We start from the raw sequence: 19,131 nt of genomic DNA, 5'->3' as shown, positions 1-19,131 counted from the left end.
ACTTTGAGCAACTCTCACCGGTCATAACAGCAACTGCGGCCAATTGGGCCGCAGTGCCTTTTTTGCCGTCCGGTTTCGGGAGTTCTCCATCCATGACTGATATTTCGCGCGACGCAGCCGCGGTGACCGGGGGCTACGCCTGGCAAACCCGCGCCGGTGCCACCCTGGTGAGCAAGGACCGTACGCTATTTCACTTCTGGGCGCCCAGCGCCGACGCCGTGTCGGTGGTGCTGGAAGGCGGCATGACCATCCCCATGGAAGCCGAGCAAGACGGCTGGTTCGCGGTGGAGGCTCAGTGTGGTGCCGGCACCCGCTATCGCTATCAGATCGAAGATCTGCTGGTCCCGGACCCTGCTTCCCGCGCCCAGGCCGGCGATGTGCACGAGCCGAGCATCGTCATCGACCCCACCACCTACCACTGGCAGTCCGTCGAGTGGCAGGGTCGCCCCTGGCACGAGAGCGTCATCTACGAATTGCATGTCGGCACCCTGGGCGGGTTCTCGGGCGTGGAGAAATTGGTACCCCGCCTGGCCGCGCTGGGCGTCACCGCCATCGAACTGATGCCCCTGTCGGAGTTCCCGGGCAGTCGCAACTGGGGCTATGACGGCGTCCTGCCCTATGCCGTGGAAGCTTCCTACGGCACCCCCGACGATCTCAAGTCGCTGATCGATACCGCCCACACCCATGGCGTCATGGTCTATCTGGACGTGGTCTACAACCACTTCGGCCCCGACGGTAACTACCTGCACGCCTACGCCGAGCGCTTCTTCCGCGAAGACATCCATACCCCCTGGGGCGCCGCCATCGACTTCCGCCAGGACGCCGTGCGCCGCTACTTCATCGACAATGCCCTGATGTGGCTGATGGAGTACCGCTTCGACGGCCTGCGCTTCGATGCCGTCCACGCCATTGGCGACAAGGGCTTCCTCGAGGAAATGGCCGAGGAGATCCGCAGTACCGTCGAGCCGGGTCGCCATGTCCACCTCATGCTGGAAAACGAGGACAACACCGCTACCCTGTTGGGCGGACAGCATTACGACGCCCAGTGGGCGGACGACTGGCACAACGTCATGCACCCGTTGCTGACCGGTGAGAACGAAGGGTACTACCAGGACTTCACCGAGGATGCGACGGCCAAGCTGGTGCGTTGCCTGGGCGAAGGCTTCATCTATCAGGGCGAGCCGACCCGTCATGGCAAGGCCCGGGGCGAACCGAGCAAGAATCTGCCCGCCTCGGCCTTCGTCATCTTCCTGCAGAACCACGACCAGGTGGGTAACCGCGCCTTCGGTGAACGCCTGACCCGACTGGCGCCGGAACCCGCACTGAAGGCCGCTACCGCCCTGCTGCTGCTCAGTCCGATGATTCCCTTGCTGTTCATTGGTGAGGAATGGGGCAGCCGCCAACCCTTCCTGTTCTTTACCAGCCACAACGACGAGCTCGCCGAACTGGTACGTGATGGCCGCCGCAACGAGTTCAAGGACTTCGACTTCTTCACCAGTGAAGAACATCGCCAGCAGATCCCTGACCCGAACGCGCCCAAGACCTTCGAAGATTCCAAACCCAACTTCGGCGAGGCCGATCAGCCTGACCATGCAGCCTGGGTGGGCTTGTATCGCGAACTGCTGGAGATTCGTCGCCGGGAACTCTTCCCGCGCCTGGAAGGCGCCCGTGCCGAAGGCGCCGAAGCCCTGGCCGACCGCGCCGTGCGGGCACGCTGGAGCCTGGCCGATGGCAGCCGCCTGACCATCGAACTCAACCTGAGCGAGAACGCCGTGCAGGTGGACGAGGCGCCCCAGGGTGAATTGCTGCACAGCAGCGACGCTGCAGCAACGCCAGCCCGGCAGGAGGGTCAGCTGGCTGCCCACTGCGCACTGGTCTGGCTGGAGAAACAGGCATGAGTGGAGATCGTCTGGAACAATTAGCCAAGGCCGCCGGTATCGCCATCGAATGGACCGCCTACGATGGCAAGTGCCAACGGGTGAGCCCCGAGGCGCTACGCAATCTGCTCAAGGCCATCGAGCTACCCGCGGACAGTGACGCGGACATCGATGCCAGCCTGCGCAAGCTGGCCGAGGTCGGTGACAAGGATCACCTGCCACCCCTCCTCACGGCCGTGGTCGGTAAACCCGTCGGGACACCCGACCAGTTCAAGCGTGGCGTCCGCTATGAGGTGCAGTTGGAAGACGGCGAGCGCCTGGAAGGTCAGGTAGATGACCAGGGCCAGCTCGCGCCCATCAGCACCGCCGGTTATCACCAGGCGGAAATCGGTGGTGAAGCTCTGATCCTGGCCGTCGCGCCAGAGCGCTGCTTTACCATCGCCGACGCCACAGGCGACGAGCAGGCCAGGCTTTGGGGCCTGGCTGTGCAGCTCTACAGCCTCAGACGCGACGGTGGCAGCGGTGCGGGCGATTTGCAGGGTCTGGTGCAGCTCGCCAAGGCAGCTGCCGGCAAGGGCGCCGATGCCCTGGCCATCAGCCCGCTGCACGCCATGTTCAGCGCCGATGGCAGTCGCTACAGCCCCTATTCGCCGTCGAGCCGGGTGTTCTTCAATGTGCTCTATGCCGCGCCAGAGCTGGTGCTGGGCGCCGAGCCCGTGCGTCAGGCCATGCAGCGCGCCGGCCTGCAGGCGGAAGCCGAGCGCCTCGAACAGCTTGAGCTGATCGACTGGCCGGCCCTGGCCAAGCTGCGGCTGCGCCTGCTGCGTACCCTGCACCTGGAGTTTCGCACCGCCGCCGGCACACTGCGCGAGCGCTTCGAGGCCTTCCGTCGCGACGGTGGCGAAGCCCTGGAGAATCACTGCCGCTTCGAAGCCCTGCATGCCTCCTTCACCCAGGGCGCTGCATCGCCGAGCTGGCAGCATTGGCCGCAGCAGTATCGTGATCCCAAGAATCCTGCCGTGGCTGAATTTGCCGAACGCCATGCCCAGGACGTGGAGTTCTATGCCTTCACCCAGTGGCTGGCCAGCGAAGGGCTGTCCGCCGCCCAGAAGCAGTGCCGCGAATCGGGCATGAAGATCGGTCTGATCGCCGACATCGCCGTGGGCGCGGATGGGGGTGGCAGCCAGGCCTGGAGTCGTCAGGAAGAGCTGCTGGCCTCGGTCACCGTCGGTTGTCCGCCGGACCTGCTCAACCAGAAAGGCCAGGGCTGGGGCATATCCGCCTTCTCGCCTACCGGCATGATCCAGCACGGCTTCCGCGCCTTCATCGAGATGCTCAAGGCGAACTTCGCGCACGCCGGCGGTGTGCGCATCGACCATGTGATGGGTCTGCAACGGCTCTGGCTGGTGCCCGAGGGTGCCTCCCCGGCCGACGGCGCCTATCTCTCCTACCCCATCGACGACCTGCTGCGCCTGGTCGCCCTGGAATCCTGGCGGCATCGCTGCGTGGTCATGGGCGAAGATCTGGGTACGGTGCCCGAGGGCTTCCGTGAACGACTGGCCGAACGCGCCATCATGGGCATGCAGGTACTGCTGTTCGAGCGCGACGACAAGGCGTTCAAGCAGGCCGCGCAGTGGTCGGACACGGCCATGGGCATGCCCACCACCCACGACCTGCCGACGCTCACCGGCTGGTGGCAGGGTCGCGACGCCGACTGGCAGGAAGAGCTCGGCCTGCTGCCCGACGGCACATCGCGCCAGGACCGACTCGACGAGCGCGCCGAGGATCGCCGCTACCTGGCCAAGGCCCTGGAATTGGACGACAGCCGCGAAAGCAATGTCGAACAGGCCGTCGATGCCGCCATCGATTTCATCGGTCGCACGCCGGCGCCCCTGATCATCCTGCCGGTGGAAGACGCCCTGGGCCAGCTGGAGCAGGCCAACCTGCCCGGCACCACCAACGAACACCCCAATTGGCTGCGCCGCTGGGACGCTCCCGCGGAGCGCCTGCTGGACGCCGCCACCCCTGAACGACGCCTAAGCGTGCTGAGCACTGCCCGTAACAATCCGGAGAACACTCGATGAGTCGCTTGCGCGCTACCGTACGCCTGCAGTTCCACAAGGATTTCACCTTCGACGATGCCCTGCCCCTGGTCGATTATTACGCCAAACTGGGCATCAGCCATATCTATGCGTCGCCCATCACCACCGCCCGCGCCGGCTCCGTGCACGGTTACGACGTGGTCGACCCCACCCGGGTCAACCCGGAGCTGGGCGGTGAAGAGGCGCTGCGTCGCCTGGTCGCTCGGCTGCGCGAACATGGCATGGGCCTGATCGCCGACTTCGTGCCCAACCACACCAACGTGGGCGGCTCGGAGAACGCCTGGTGGCTGGACATCCTCGAATGGGGCCGCCAGAGCCGCTATGCCGGCTTCTACGACATCAACTGGTACGGGCCGGACCCGGATCTACAGGGCCAGGTGCTGCTGCCCTTCCTGGGTGACGCCTACGGCAACGTGCTGCAGGCCGGTGAGCTCAAGCTGGTGTTCGACGCCGAGCAAGGCGCCTTCCGCGTGGAATACTACGCCCACCACTTCCCCATCAATCCAGGGACCTACGGCCAGATCCTGCGCGAGAGCGACCTGCCCCAGCTGAGCCTGTTCGCCGATGCCTTCTCGGCGCGTGCCAAGGACCTGGAAGAAGCGCGCGGCGCCCAGCGCCAGCTGGCGGACGCCGCCAAGGACCCGGCCGTGGCGGCCGCCATCGACAAGGCGGTCGCCGCCTTCGACGGTAGCCAGCCGGCCAATCAGGAACGCTTGCACGCCCTGCTGGAGAGCCAGCACTATCGCCTGGCCAGCTGGCGCACTGCCTCGGACGACATCAACTGGCGGCGCTTCTTCGACATCACCGAACTCGGTGGCCTGCGCATGGAACGCCACGAGGTGTTCGAGGAAACCCATTCGCTGATCTTCCGCCTGATCAGCGAAGGCCTGCTCGACGGCCTGCGCCTGGATCACATCGACGGCCTGGCCAATCCGCGCGCCTATTGCCGCAAGTTGCGCCGCCGGGTGGACGACCTCTGTGCCAACCGTGCCGGCGGTGCGCCGGAAGATGGCTTCCCCATCTACATCGAGAAGATCCTGGCCGAAGGCGAGCAGCTGCGCGAAGGCTGGGGCATCGACGGCACCACTGGCTACGAGTTCATGAACGAGGTCTCAGCGGTGCAGCATGCGGCCAGCGGTGAAGCGCCGCTGCGCCGGTTCTGGGCCGAGCAGACCGGTCGTACCGAGGACTTCCTCGAAGAGGTACGGGAAGCACGGCGCCTGGTGCTCACCGGCGCACTGTCCAGCGAATTCGAATCGGCCGTGCACACCCTGCACCTGCTGGCCCAACAGGACTGGCGTACCCGCGACACCAGCCAGGGCGCCATCCGCCGGGTGTTGCTGGAGCTGATCGTGCAGTTCAAGGTCTATCGCACCTATGCCGGCGCGGCGGGTTTCGTCGGCGCCGATGCCCAGTGGTTCGATACCGCGCTGGAGGCCGCCCGCCCCCATGTCAGCGAAGCGGAGCAGCCGCTGCTGGAGCAACTACGCGCCTGGCTAGGTGGCGATGCGCCGCGCCACAAGCCAGTGGGCAGCGTGGCCCGTCGCGAACAGCGCCGTGCCATCACCAAATTCCAGCAACTCACCTCGCCCATCGCCGCTAAGGCCGTGGAAGACACCGCCTGCTATCGCTCCGCTCCACTGCTATCGCGCAACGACGTGGGCTTCGATCCGCAGCATTTCGCCCAGCCGGTCAGCGCCTTCCACCAGGCCAGCGGCTGGCGTGCAGAGCATTTCCCGCGCAACATGCTGACCACCGCGACCCACGACCATAAGCGTGGCGAAGACACCCGCGCCCGCCTGGCGGTGGTCTCGGAACGCCCGGAAGCCTATATCGCCCAGGTCAGTGGCTGGATGGAACAGGCTGCTCCTCTGCGCGGCCAGTGGAACGATGCACCCGCACCGACCCCAGGTGATGAGCTGATGCTCTACCAAACCCTGCTCGCCAGCTGGCCGCTACAGCTGCAGGCCGACGACCCGCAGGGCCTGCAGGCCTATCTGGAGCGCCTGCTGCAGTGGCAGGAAAAGGCCCTGCGCGAAGAGAAGCTGGAGTCCGACTGGTGGGCGCCGAATGGCGACTACGAAGCGGCCTGCAAGGCCTTCCTGGAAGGCCTCCTCACCGACGACAATTATCTTGCCCTGCGCCGCGAGATCGTCGCAGCCGTCCGTGAACTGGCTCCAGCCGGTGCCCTGAATGGCCTGGTGCAGATGTTGCTGCGCAATACCGCGCCCGGCGTGCCCGACCTCTACCAAGGTGGTGAATTCTGGGATTTCAGCCTGGTGGAGCCCGACAATCGCCGCGCCGTGGACTACGCCCCGCGGCAGCAGGCCCTGGCCAAGCACACCACTGCCGACGCGGCTCTGGATACCTGGCAGAACGGCGAGATCAAACAACAGGTGCTGGCCAGCGTGCTGCAACTGCGCAAGCTGCAGCCACAGCTGTTCACCGAAGGTAGCTACCTCCCGCTGTCCGTTGCGGGCGCCCACGCCGATCAGGTACTGGCCTTCGCCCGTACCTGGGAGCAGCAGGCGGTGATCGTCATCGTGCCGGTGCATGCCTCCGACCTGCTGGAGAACAGCGAAACATTGCGCTTTTCTGCAGCGGCCTGGGGTGATACCCGGATAAAACTCCCGGAAACCTTGTCCATGTACCGTTTTGGGGAAACTTTTGCCCCTTCGTCTGTCCATGACCAGAAGAAAGAGCTTTCTGTCGGCGAGGTTCTGGCACGTTTTCCGCTTGGATTGCTCAGCACACAAGACATCACTCAAGGAGCCGCACCGCAATGACCCAAAAAGACGAACGCATCCAGCAGCTCGCCTATCAGATCTGGGAGTCCGAAGGACGGCCGGCCCACGAACACGATCGCCATTGGGAAATGGCGATCCGACTGTACGAAGCCGAACAGGAAGGCGTGGCCAAGAAGACCGCGACCAAGAAGCCTCGTGCAACCAAGACCACTGCGGGCGCGGACACGCCCGTGGCGAGCAAGGCCCGCACCGCTGGCAAGACCAAGAGTGGCAGCGAAAAGGCGGCCACCGAGGCGGAAGCTACCGGTGAGTCCGTGACCGAGAAGGTCGAGTCGGCTGCCAAGAAGGTCGCCTCCAAGGTCAAGCAGGCGGTCAAGCCCAGTGCCAGCAAGACCACCGCGAGCAAGACCACGGCCAGCAAGGCCAAGGCCGATGCCAACGTCGAGGCTACCGGCGTAGGTGTCGCACCGGCTACGCCGAAGAAGCCGCGTGCCTCCCGGGCCAAGGCGACGACGGCCAAACCCGCCGCCAGCGAGTGATGTGATGTTTCGGCCTGGCCACTCGGCCAGGCCTTCTCTTTGCCGCCTCGCTGCGGCGTCTGCGTTATCCCTGGTTTTCTGATTTTTCCTGCAAAAACAACGCTTTGTCGGCTCGCCATGGGAGCTCGGAACTGCGCTGCGCCGGGCCTTTCATATGCAGGTAGCCGGATCTGTATCGATTCAGCCACCGGCAGGTATTGAGAGCCGAGTCAGAGCTACTTCCTTCCTAGCTATCCCGAGAGCGTCGAAATGACTTCAACTGAGTCCAACAAGCCGTTAACTGAAGCAACCACTTTCATCAGTAAGTCCAAGTCTCGTGTTCGTGAAGGCCTGCCCTATCCCCTGGGCGCTACCTGGGACGGCTCCGGCGTGAACTTCGCCATCTTTTCCGCCAACGCCACCAAGGTCGAACTCTGCCTCTTCGACGATGAAGGCAAGGAAGAAATCGAGCGCATCGAACTGCCGGAATTCACCAATGAGATCTGGCACGGCTATCTGCCCGATGCCCGTCCCGGCACCCTCTACGGCTACCGGGTACACGGCCCGTACGAGCCGCAGAACGGCCACCGCTTCAATCACAACAAGCTGCTGATCGATCCCTATGCCAAGCAGATCGTCGGCGAGCTGGAGTGGAACGACGCCCTGTTCGGCTACACCATCGGCCACGCCGATGGCGACCTGTCCTTCGACGAGCGTGACAGCGCGCCCTTCATGCCGCGCTGCCGGGTCATCGACCCGGCCTTCACCTGGGGCAACACCACCCATCCGCGGGTCCCGCGTGATCGCACCGTGTTCTACGAGACCCACGTCCGGGGTTACACCATGCAGCACCCGGCCGTCCCGGAAAGTGCCCGCGGTACCTTCTCCGGCCTGCAGGAAAGCGAGGTCATCGACTACATCAAGTCCCTCGGCATAACCTCCGTCGAGCTGATGCCGATCCACTACTTCCTGGACGACAACCACCTGCTGGAAAAGGGCCTGAAGAACTTCTGGGGCTACAACACCCTGGCCTTCTTCGCGCCGCATTCGCGCTACATGGCCAGCCAGTCCATCGGCGAATTCAAGGTGATGGTCGCGCGCATGCACAATGCCGGCCTCGAGGTCATTCTCGACGTGGTCTACAACCACACCGCGGAAGGCAACGAGATGGGCCCGACTCTCTCGCTCAAGGGCATCGACAACGCCAACTATTACCGCCTGATGCCCGATGATGCGCGCTACTACATCAACGACACCGGTACCGGCAACACCCTGAACATGAGCCATCCCTGCGTGCTGCAGATGGTGACCGACTCGCTGCGCTACTGGGCCACCGAGATGGGCGTGGACGGCTTCCGCTTCGACCTGGCCACCATCCTGGGCCGCGAGCCGGATGGCTTCGACGAAGGCGGCGGCTTCCTGCACGCCTGCCGTCAGGATCCGATCCTGGCCGAGACCAAGCTCATCGCCGAGCCCTGGGACTGCGGTCCCGGCGGCTACCAGGTCGGCAACTTCCCACCCGGCTGGATGGAGTGGAACGATACCTTCCGTGATACCGCGCGGGCCTTCTGGAAGGGTGACGAAGACAAGATCGGCGATTTCGCGAAGATCTTCCTGGGCTCCGGCGACAAGTTCAACCGTCGCGGTCGCAAGCCCTATTCGTCGGTGAACTTCGTGACCGCCCACGACGGCTTCACCCTGGCCGACACCGTGTCGTATAACGACAAGCACAACGAGGCTAACGGCGAAGGCAACAACGACGGCCATTCCCACAATCTGTCGTGGAACTGTGGTGTCGAAGGCGAGACCGACGATCCGGAAATCATCGAACTGCGCTATCGCCAGATGCGCAACCTGCTGGCCACCCTCTTCCTGTCCCAGGGCACGCCGATGCTGCTGGCCGGTGACGAATTCGCCCGTACCCAAGGCGGCAACAACAACGGTTACTGCCAGGACAGCGAGATCGGCTGGGTCAACTGGGAGATCAGCGAAAAAAGCGCCGAGCTCCAGGAATACGTGCGCAACCTGATCGACCTGCGTCGTCGCTATCCGCTGCTGCGTCGCAGCCGCTTCTTCACCGGTGCCTACAACGAGGAACTGGGCGTCAAGGATGTCACCTGGCTGCAGCCCGGCGGCACCGAGATGGGCGACGAGCAGTGGCAGGATGGCAGCAACAAGTGCATGGGCATCCTGCTCGATGGCCGTGCCCAGCCGACCGGCATTCGTCGCAAGGGCGCGGATACCTCGCTGCTGATTCTGGTCAATGCTCATTATGACGTGGTGGATTTCACCCTGCCGGAAGTCCCCATGGGCGAGCATTGGTCCCTGCAGCTGGATACCAATCAGCCTGACCTGGATGCCGGCGACGTCTTCAATTTCGGAGACACCTATCAGGTCACCGGACGCTCGGTACTGCTGTTCGAGCTGACCCAGACCAAGCGGAGGAAGCGCCAGGCATGACGAACGCGCAACAGGGTTTTTCGTTCAAGGTCCTGACCATCAACACGCACAAGGGCTTCACGTCCTTCAACCGCAAGTTCATCTTGCCGGAATTGCGCGAGGCGGTGCGGACGGTGTCAGCGGACATTGTCTTCTTGCAGGAGGTGTTGGGTACCCACGAAAAGCACCCGTTGCGCTTCGAGAACTGGCCGGCGGCGCCGCAGTACGAGTTCCTGGCCGATTCGATGTGGACCGATTTCGCCTACGGGCGCAATGCGGTCTACCCGGACGGCCATCACGGTAATGCGGTGCTGTCGAAGTTTCCCATCGTCAGTTACGACAACTTCGACATTTCCATCGCCGGTCCGGAAAAACGCGGGATGCTGCATTGCGTCCTGCGCGTACCGGATCAAGGGGTGGATCTGCATGTCATCTGTGTCCATCTGGGGTTGCGGGAAAAGCATCGCCAGATGCAGATGAAGCTGATCTGCGAACACATCAATTCCCTGCCCAGCGACGCGCCCGTCGTGGTGGCGGGGGACTTCAACGACTGGCGCCAGAAGGCCAACGACATCCTTGGCCAGGGCGCGGGACTCGAAGAGGTGTTCATGAAGACCGCAGGGCGGCTGCCCAAGACCTTCCCGGCGAAGCGTCCCCTGCTCTGCCTGGATCGCATCTATACCCGCAACGTCAGCGTCGGTCGCCCACAGGTGCTGGGCAATCAGCCGTGGTCGCACCTCTCCGACCACGCACCCCTGGCTGCGGACTTTCACCTATGAACTTCGAGTGGCGGGACGGAAACCGCATCGCCTTGCTGGAAAACGGCGAGGACTTCTTTCCCCGGGTCTTCGAGGCGATCCGCGAGGCGGAGCGCGAGGTCATCATCGAGACCTTTATCCTGTTCTACGACAAGGTGGGTCAGGGCCTGCAGCAAGAACTGGTGGCGGCGGCCAAGCGTGGTGTCCAGGTGGACATCACCGTAGACGCCTATGGCTCGCCCGATCTGCCGCGTGATTTCATCGATGAGATGGTTCATGCCGGCGTACGCTTCCGCTACTACGATCCGCGCCCGCTGGTCATGGGCATGAGGACCAACCTCTTCCGCCGCCTGCATCGCAAGATCGTGGTGGTGGATGGCCGCCTGGGCTTCATCGGTGGCATCAATTATTCCGCCGAGCACCTGGGTGACTTCGGGCCGGAAGCCAAGCAGGACTACGCCGTCGAGGTGGAAGGCCCCATCGTCGACGATATCCATCGCTTCGCTCGCGACGCCATCAACTCGCCGGAGGAAACCCACCGCTGGTGGGGCAAGCGTTCGCAGAAGCCGGCCAACAACCGCAACCCGGGCAATGCCCAGGCCCTGCTGGTGTACCGCGACAACGACGAACATCGCGCCGACATCGAAAAGCACTACCTGGAAATGCTGCGCAACGCCAAACGCGAGGTGGTGATCGCCAACGCCTACTTCTTCCCGGGCTATCGTCTGCTGCGGGAGATGCGTAACGCGGCGCAGCGCGGCGTCCGGGTGGTGCTGATCGTGCAGGGCGAGCCGGACATGGCCATCGTCAAGGTCGGCGCCCAGATGCTCTACAACTACCTGGTCAAGGCCGGGGTGGAGATCTACGAATACTGCCTGCGCCCCTTGCACGGCAAGGTGGCGACCATGGACGAGCACTGGTCCACCGTGGGTTCGAGCAACCTGGACCCCTTGAGTCTTTCGCTCAATCTCGAATGCAACCTGATCTTCCATGACCACGCCTTCAACCGTGAATTGCGCGGTCGCCTGGAGACCCTGATCCAGCATCACTGCGAGCACGTCGACAGCAGCAAGGTGCCCAAGCGCACCTATTGGCACCTGGCCAAGACGATGCTGGTCTTCCACTTTTTGCGCCACTTCCCCGCCTGGGTCGGCTGGCTGCCCGGTCATACCCCCAAGATCGAACTGGTGAGTCCACCGGTGCAGCCCGAGCTGGAAACCCAGGACCGGGTCGATTCCCCGATTTCAAGGTATCCCCAACGATGAGCAGCCACAGCGACACCCTGGATCACGCCGACGACCAGGAAGACGGGCAGACTGCCGCCAAGCCGCAGAACGGCCGCTGGGTCCTGGCCAAGAAGATCCTGACCTGGGTGTTCCTGATCGCGGTCGTGGTGCTGCTGGTGATCTACGCCCGCAAGGTCGACTGGGGCGAGGTCTGGAAGGTCTTTACCGGCTACAAGTGGACGACGCTGGCCATGGCCGGTGGCCTGGTGGTGCTGTCCTACATCATGTACGGCTGCTACGACCTCATCGGTCGGGCCTATTGCGGGCACAAGCTGGTCAAGCGCCAGGTGTTCCTGGTGTCCTTCATCTGCTACGCCTTTACCCTCACCCTGAGCACCTGGGTCGGCGGCATCGGCATGAGGTATCGCCTCTACTCGCGATTGGGTCTTTCCAGTGGCACCATCACCCGCATCTTCTCTCTGAGCATCGCCACCAACTGGCTGGGGTACGTGCTGCTCGCCGGTGGCATCTTCGTCAGCGGTGTGGTGGACATGCCACCCAACTGGTTCGTCGGCGACACCACGCTGCGGCTGATCGGCTTCGGCTTGCTGGCCTTCATCGTCTTCTACCTGGGTGTCTGCGCCTTTGCCAAACAGCGCGAATGGACGGTGCGCAAGCAGCGGCTCGCCCTGCCCTCGCTACGCATGGCCTGCCTGCAACTGCTGGTGTCTTCGATCAACTGGATGGCCATGGCGGCCATCGTCTATCTCTTCCTCGGCCGTCAGGTGGACTATCTGCATGTGCTCGGCGTACTGCTGCTCTCCAGCATCGCCATGGTCATCGTGCATATCCCGGCTGGTGTAGGCGTACTGGAGACGGTCTTCATCGCCCTGCTGGCCAATGACGGACTCAGCCAGGGCAAGATCATCGCCGCCCTGCTTGGCTACCGGACGCTGTATTTCATCATCCCGCTGCTGATCGCTGCGGTGCTCTATTTCGCCTTGGAAGGTCGTGCCAAGAAGCTCAAGGTGAGCAATGATCGGCGCGAAGAGCGCAAGCAGCAGGAAAAGCACGCCACCTGAGACGGGCCTACCGATTATTGGGCTGGTGCATGGAAATCAGCCGGTAGAAGAGTACCCGTCCGCCCTCGGTGGCGGGTCCTTCCCCGTCACGTAAGTGGGCGCCCGCCTTGAAATACAGGTGATGGTTGCTCCAGGCGTTGTCCAGTTGCAGACCCAGATCCCCGTTTCGTGAACCGGCACCATGGGCACGTATGGTGAGCACGCCACTGCGCGTCAGCTTGATGTCGTAGCTGAAGCGACTGTTGAGCGGCAGGTGCTCCAGCAGGATGACGTCCTTGGGGCTGTCGCTGGGGCTCTCTCGCAACCGGGCGATCAGTTGACCCTGGGCGACCTGCCCATTGCCCGTGGCCGGACTCTCCACCCGATAGACCAGTTGCAACAGCGCCTGAGGCGCAGCCGGTATCGGGGTTTGATCCTCAATCTGGCTGATGATGACCTCAGGGCGTGACGGCACCTGCTGCACCGCCGCCTCGGCCTGTAGCAGGGCGTCCGCCTCGCGGTACTTCCAGGCATAGGCACTGCCGTCCGGACGCGTCTCGCGGAGCTCGGTGGCGGGATAGTTGTTGAAGGGCTGCGGGGTGCCGGTCACCGGGACCCAGAACACCAGCGATCCCCCCTCGCCGCGCGTGAGGTAGGGGCTGCGAAAGGCGCTGCTGTTGAGTTCGGCGGTCTGTACCTGGGCCACGGGCATGGGTACGGGAACCGTCAGATTCCATTCGGCGAGATCGATCATGGGTTTCTCGGTGGCCAGATGCCTGACAAGCATCGCCCAGAACGGGGATGCCTGTCAGCGGAACGCGCCCCGTATGGGGCGCTCCCGGATCAGCCCTGCGGCTTGAACACCAGCAGACCCAGCGGCGGCACTTGCAGATTGAGCGAGGCCGGCTGGCCGTGGGCACCGATTTCCTCGGCCGTCACGCCGCCGCCATTGCCCAAGTTGGAGCCGCCGTAGCGCTCGGCATCGCTGTTGAAGATCTCCTGCCAATGGCCCAGTGCAGGCACGCCCACCCGGTAGTCGTGACGCGGCACCGGGGTGAAGTTGGCGATGACCAGCAGCGGTCGCTGCTGGGCGTCCTTGCGCAGCCAGGCGAAGACACTGTTGCCATTGTCGTCCCCTACCACCCAATCGAAGCCCTCAGGCAGATGATCACGCTCGTGCAGGGCCGGCTCATGACGATAAAGGTGGTTGAGATCGGCCAGCAGCTGCTGCACGCCCCGGTGGGTGCCGTGCTCCAGCAGGAACCAGTCCAGCTCGCGGTCATGACTCCACTCGCGCCACTGACCGAATTCGCAGCCCATGAACAGCAGCTTCTTACCCGGGTGGGTCCACATGAAGCTGAGGTAGGTACGCAGGTTGGCGAACTTCTGCCAGACGTCGCCCGGCATCTTCTCGATCATCGAGCCCTTGCCGTGCACCACCTCATCGTGGGAAATGGGCAGCATGAAGCGTTCGGACCAGGCGTACACCAGGCCAAAGGTCATCTGGTGGTGATGGTACTGGCGATAGACCGGATCCTCTTCCACATAGTGGAGGGTGTCGTTCATCCAGCCCATGTTCCACTTGAAGTCGAAACCCAACCCCCCTTCGCTGACCGGTGCGCTGACGCCCGGCCAGGAGGTGGATTCCTCGGCGATCACCAGGGCACCTGGTGCCTCTTCGTGGACCACCTCGTTGAGGTGACGCAGGAAGGCGATGGTTTCCAGGTTCTCGCGACCGCCGTGGATGTTGGGGATCCACTCACCGTGCTTGCGCGAATAATCACGGTAGAGCATGGAGGCCACGGCATCCACCCGCAGGCCGTCGATGTGGAAGTGCTTGAGCCAATGCATGGCCGAGGCCAGCATGAAGCCATGCACCTCGTGGCGCCCCAGGTTGTAGATGTAGGTGTTCCAATCCTGGTGGAAGCCTTCGAAGGGGTGCTCGTACTCGTACAGGGCGGTACCGTCGAAACGAGCCAGACCGTGTTCGTCGGTGGGGAAATGCGCCGGGACCCAGTCGAGGATGACACCGATGTCCGCCTGGTGACAGGCATCGACGAAGGCAGCGAAGTCTGCCGGGGTGCCAAAACGCGAGGTGGGCGCGAACTGGCCCAGCGGCTGGTAGCCCCAGGAACCGCTGAAGGGATGCTCCATGATCGGCAGCAGCTCGATATGGGTGAAGCCCATCTCGCGGACGTAGGGAATCAAGCGCTCCGCCAGCTCGCGCCAGTTGTACTGGCGCCCCTCGTCACCCCCTTCGCGGCGCCAGGAACCGGCGTGCAATTCATAGACTGAGATGGGTGCTTCCACACCTTGCAACTCGCGACGGCGAGCCATCCAGTCCTGATCGTGCCAGGTGAAAGGCTTGTTGTCGGCCACCACCGAGGCTGTGCGCGGTGGCAACTCCGCCGCCAGGGCAATGGGGTCGGCCTTGAGCGGCAACACGCCGTGCTGGCCGAGGATCTCGTACTTGTAGGCCGTGCCGACCGGCAGGCGCGGGACGAACAGCTCCCAGACGCCACTGTTCGCACGCAGGCGCATGGGCAGGCGGCGGCCATCCCAGCTGTTGAAGTCGCCCACCACCGAGACGCGCCGGGCATTGGGGGCCCAGACCGCGAAGCGCACGCCCTCGATGCCGTCGACCTGGCAGCGTTGGGCGCCAAAGGTCTCGCCGAGGTTGCGGTGGCGGCCTTCGTTGAACAGGTAGAGATCGGTCTCCCCCAGCAACAGGCCGAAGGAATAGGGATCCTCGGTTTCCTGAACGCCGCTGGGCCAGCGGATGATCAGCTTGTAGGGCGCGGCGTACTCCAGCCGTGCGACGAACAGGCCGGGCACCCGCCCGGGCTGCATCTGGGCCAGGGGCCGACCGCTGACGCGATCGACCAGTTCGACACCCAAGGCACTGGGCAGAAAGGCGCGGACGATTACGCCCTCGCCATCGGGATGGGGACCGAGCACGGCGAAGGGATTGCCGTGCTCGCCGCGGGCCAGCGACTCGGCTTCGGCAGCCGAGAGCCGGGCGTCGTCCAGGAGAGCGACGGGGGCGGTATTGTGATCGGTCATGCGCGGGCTCCGGACAAGAGGGTCTCGACGATGGCGGCGACGCCACGTAGCGGGATGTTGATCCAGGTGGGTCGATTGGCAGCCTCGTAGCCTATCTCATAGACCGCCTTCTCCAGGCTGTAGAGATCCAGCGCCGCCTGCTCGCCCCGCTCGCTCCACTGGTGGCCGATGTCGGCCGCCGCAGTGCGATAGCCTTCCAGGAAGGCTGCGTAGGACGCATTGCGGTAGGTCTCTGCCGCCTTGGCACGCAGTTGCAGATGCTCTTCCGAGGTATCGGCGCCGGCGTTGCTCGACTGGGTGACCATGGCCGCCGCGTAGTCGAAGGAGCGCAGCACCCCGGCGACGTCCTTGTGCGGACCGTACTTGCCGCGGCGTTCTTCCAGCGACCGCGCCGGCTCGCCTTCGAAGTCGATGAGGATGGCATCGTCCTGGGCCACCAGCACCTGACCCAGGTGCAGATCGCCGTGGACACGGATACGCAGACCACCCTCGACGTCGGCGGCCAGGGCCTCGATCCGCTTGGCCAGGGCTTCGCGCTTGCCGACCAGACGCTGCAGCAGCTCCTTGCCGGTAGCATCGAGCTGGTCGCCCATGCCCTGCAGGGTATCCAGAGCGCCGTCGACCTGGACGCGCACGCGATGCGCCAGTTCCTTGGCCGCCTGGGCGTCCACGGTCTCGGGGGCAAAGGCTGCATCCTCGGTGGGCTGCGCCAGCACCCGATGCATTTCACCGAGACGCTTGCCCAGTACGCCAGCGAAGACCGTCAGATCGCCCATGGCGGTGAATTCGTTCTCCACGTCGGAGATGCCGCCACTGAGCAGATCGCGGGTGACGCGATCCAGCCCGTCCAGGCTCCAGGTCCAGGCATCACCCTGGTTGTGGATGTGCTGCTGGACCAGCATCAGTACGTGCGGCGTGCCATCCGCGGCGACGCGCTGGGCCACGGCGTGGGTCGCCGCGATGTTGGCGAATCCGGCCTGGGCCAGATAGCGGCCCATCTCCACTTCCGGATGGATGCCCGGCGCCACCTTGCGGATCAGCTTGAGCATCAGGTGATCGCCGACGATCAGCGAACTGTTGGATTGCTCCACGCCCAGGTGCTTGATCTCGATGTCCGGATCCAGCGCGAAGTCCTCGGCCTGATCGTAGACCTCGAAGCGCAGTTCACCCGCGGGCACGGCAAGCTTGGCGCCCTTGTGGAAGGCGTCGAACACGCCATGCACGAAGCTGGTCAGGGCGAAGGCGTCGGTCACCAGGCCCACGCGGCGCACATGACGGATGCGGGAAATGGCCAGTTGGGTCGCCAGCGGGCTGCAGTGCTGGTCTTCCTCGGCAAGGAAACCCAGGGGCAGCGCATAACGCTCCTCGCCCTTGGCGTTGGTCACCACCACTTCGCTGAACATCACCGGCAGCTTGGGGGTATTGATCTGGGCGGCGTAGTCCAGCCGCACGCCGGTGATGGCCTCGTCCTTGGAACCGAACCAGCGGCGCTTGGGCAGATAGACCGGCAGTACCTCTTCGAAGATGCGGCGCGGCTCGCCGTCGAGCAGCTCCTGCAGATTGCGCTTGATCACTACCGTCTGGTAGTCGGGCATCGGCGCCGGCGGCTCGGTGTGCCAGGCGGGCATCTGCTCGTTGCCAGCCAGGTAGAACCAGTAGAAGCCATAGGGCGGCAGGGTCAGCATGTAGGGCAGCTGGCCGATGGGCGGGAAGGCGCTGCCGCCGATCATTTCCACCGGCACCTGACCGGCGAAGCTGGACAGGTCCAGCTCCACCGCCTGGGCGGCACGGGAAACGTTGGCCACGCAGAGGATGGTCTCGTGCTCACCCTGGGCATTGGTGAAATCGCGCAGGTAGGCCAGGATGCGTCTGTTGGTGGGCGACAGCATCTTCAGGGTGCCGCGACCGAACGCCTTCTGCTGCTTGCGCACGGCCAGCATGCGCCGCGTCCAGTTGAGCAGCGAATGGGGATCGCGGGACTGGGCCTCGACGTTGATTGCCTGGTAGCCGTAGAGCGGATCCATGATCGACGGTAGCACCAGGCTGGCTGGATCGGCGCGGGAGAAGCCGCCGTTGCGGTCGACCGACCACTGCATCGGGGTCCGTACGCCATCGCGGTCGCCCAGGTGAATGTTGTCACCCATGCCGATTTCGTCGCCGTAGTACATCGTCGGGGTACCGGGCATCGACAGCAACAGGCTGTTGAGCAGCTCGATACGGCGACGGTCGCGCTCCAGCAGAGGCGCCAGACGACGACGGATGCCGAGGTTGATACGCGCGCGGCGATCCGAGGCGTAGTAGTTCCAGAGATAATCCCGCTCGCGGTCGGTCACCATCTCCAGGGTCAGTTCATCGTGGTTGCGCAGGAAGATCGACCACTGGCAATTGGCCGGGATCTCCGGGGTCTGGCGCAGGATATCGGTGATGGGGAAGCGGTCTTCCTGGGCGATGGCCATGTACATGCGCGGCATCAGCGGGAAGTGGAAGGCCATGTGGCATTCGTCGCCATCGCCGAAGTACAGCTGGGTGTCTTCCGGCCACTGGTTGGCCTCGGCCAGCAGCATGCGGTCCGGATAGTTGGCGTCGATCTCGGCGCGAATCTCCTTGAGCACCACGTGGGTCTCGGGAAGGTTCTCGTTGTTGGTACCGTCGCGCTCCACCAGATAGGGAATGGCGTCCAGGCGCAGACCGTCGACACCCAGGTCCAGCCAGTACCTCATGATGGAGATGACGGCCTTCATGACCTGGGGATTGTCGAAGTTGAGGTCCGGCTGGTGGGAATAGAAGCGGTGCCAGAAGTACTGGCCGGCGACCGGGTCCCAGGTCCAGTTGGACTTCTCGGTGTCGAGGAAGATGATGCGGGTGCCATCGTACTTCTGGTCATCGTCGGACCAGACGTAGAAATTGCGCGCCGCTGAGCCCTTCTTGGCGCGGCGGGCGCGCTGGAACCAGGGGTGCTGGTCGGACGTGTGGTTGATGACCAGCTCGGTGATCACCCGCAGGCCACGGGCATGGGCTTCGGCGATGAATCGCTTGGCATCGGCCATGGTGCCGTAGTCGGGGTGGATGCCACGGTACTCGGCGATGTCGTAGCCGTCGTCGCGGCGCGGCGAGGGATAGAACGGTAGCAGCCAGATGGTGTTGACGCCCAGGCTGGCGATGTAGTCCAACTTGTCGATCAGGCCGGGGAAGTCGCCGATGCCATCGTTGTTGGAGTCGAAGAACGACTTCACGTGCACCTGGTAAATGATCGCGTCCTTGTACCACAGCGGATCGTCGATGAAGGCGGCAGGTTTGCGGGAACGAGCTTTATTGGGTTTTGCCATGTCGTCAGGTCCTT

The 19,131-nt window shown here is 64.0% G+C and carries 11 protein-coding genes; 8 read left to right on the top strand and 3 right to left on the bottom strand.

What is annotated here, in order from left to right:
* Positions 1 to 92: 92 nt before the first annotated feature.
* From treZ to FEZ61_RS03910, 8 genes are all read left to right on the top strand, one after another.
* Entirely contained in the window at positions 93 to 1,898 is a 1,806-nt protein-coding gene (gene treZ / locus FEZ61_RS03945) for a malto-oligosyltrehalose trehalohydrolase (protein ID WP_173147334.1), read from the top strand.
* Positions 1,895 to 3,961, top strand: a complete 2,067-nt coding sequence (malQ, locus tag FEZ61_RS03940; protein WP_068384057.1) for a 4-alpha-glucanotransferase — start codon at positions 1,895 to 1,897, stop codon at positions 3,959 to 3,961. Before treZ ends, malQ begins: the two co-directional genes overlap by 4 nt.
* The gene (treY, locus tag FEZ61_RS03935) at positions 3,958 to 6,765 is read left to right on the top strand and encodes a malto-oligosyltrehalose synthase (protein ID WP_173147332.1); all 2,808 of its coding nucleotides are present in this window, start codon (positions 3,958 to 3,960) and stop codon (positions 6,763 to 6,765) included. The genes malQ and treY overlap by 4 nt, the downstream gene beginning before the upstream one ends.
* Positions 6,762 to 7,265, top strand: coding sequence for a DUF2934 domain-containing protein (locus tag FEZ61_RS24245; protein WP_178121330.1), 504 nt, complete (start codon positions 6,762 to 6,764; stop codon positions 7,263 to 7,265). The genes treY and FEZ61_RS24245 overlap by 4 nt, the downstream gene beginning before the upstream one ends.
* A 249-nt stretch (positions 7,266 to 7,514) precedes the next feature.
* Positions 7,515 to 9,704, top strand: coding sequence for a glycogen debranching protein GlgX (gene glgX / locus FEZ61_RS03925; protein ID WP_231893088.1), 2,190 nt, complete (start codon positions 7,515 to 7,517; stop codon positions 9,702 to 9,704).
* Entirely contained in the window at positions 9,701 to 10,462 is a 762-nt protein-coding gene (locus tag FEZ61_RS03920) for an endonuclease/exonuclease/phosphatase family protein (protein ID WP_017639947.1), read from the top strand. The genes glgX and FEZ61_RS03920 overlap by 4 nt, the downstream gene beginning before the upstream one ends.
* Positions 10,459 to 11,706, top strand: a complete 1,248-nt coding sequence (clsB, locus tag FEZ61_RS03915) for a cardiolipin synthase ClsB (protein ID WP_173147330.1) — start codon at positions 10,459 to 10,461, stop codon at positions 11,704 to 11,706. The genes FEZ61_RS03920 and clsB overlap by 4 nt, the downstream gene beginning before the upstream one ends.
* Complete coding sequence (locus FEZ61_RS03910; RefSeq protein ID WP_017639949.1) at positions 11,703 to 12,749, top strand: YbhN family protein; 1,047 nt, start codon at positions 11,703 to 11,705, stop codon at positions 12,747 to 12,749. The genes clsB and FEZ61_RS03910 overlap by 4 nt, the downstream gene beginning before the upstream one ends.
* A gap of 7 nt (positions 12,750 to 12,756) precedes the next feature.
* On the opposite strand, the gene FEZ61_RS03905 is transcribed toward FEZ61_RS03910, so the two are convergent.
* From FEZ61_RS03905 to treS, 3 genes are all read right to left on the bottom strand, one after another.
* Entirely contained in the window at positions 12,757 to 13,482 is a 726-nt protein-coding gene (locus tag FEZ61_RS03905; RefSeq protein ID WP_173147328.1) for a polysaccharide lyase family 7 protein, read from the bottom strand.
* A gap of 89 nt (positions 13,483 to 13,571) precedes the next feature.
* Positions 13,572 to 15,791, bottom strand: coding sequence for a 1,4-alpha-glucan branching protein GlgB (glgB, locus tag FEZ61_RS03900; protein ID WP_173147326.1), 2,220 nt, complete (start codon positions 15,789 to 15,791; stop codon positions 13,572 to 13,574).
* Positions 15,788 to 19,117, bottom strand: a complete 3,330-nt coding sequence (gene treS, locus FEZ61_RS03895) for a maltose alpha-D-glucosyltransferase (protein WP_064308795.1) — start codon at positions 19,115 to 19,117, stop codon at positions 15,788 to 15,790. The genes glgB and treS overlap by 4 nt, the downstream gene beginning before the upstream one ends.
* Between the last annotated feature and the right edge of the window lie 14 nt (positions 19,118 to 19,131).

This window comes from Pseudomonas sp. MS15a(2019) (assembly GCF_013277805.1).
Lineage (GTDB): Bacteria > Pseudomonadota > Gammaproteobacteria > Pseudomonadales > Pseudomonadaceae > Chryseomonas > Chryseomonas benzopyrenica.
Note: the sequence above shows the minus strand (reverse complement) of the source record. Positions and strands in the feature narration are given on the sequence as shown.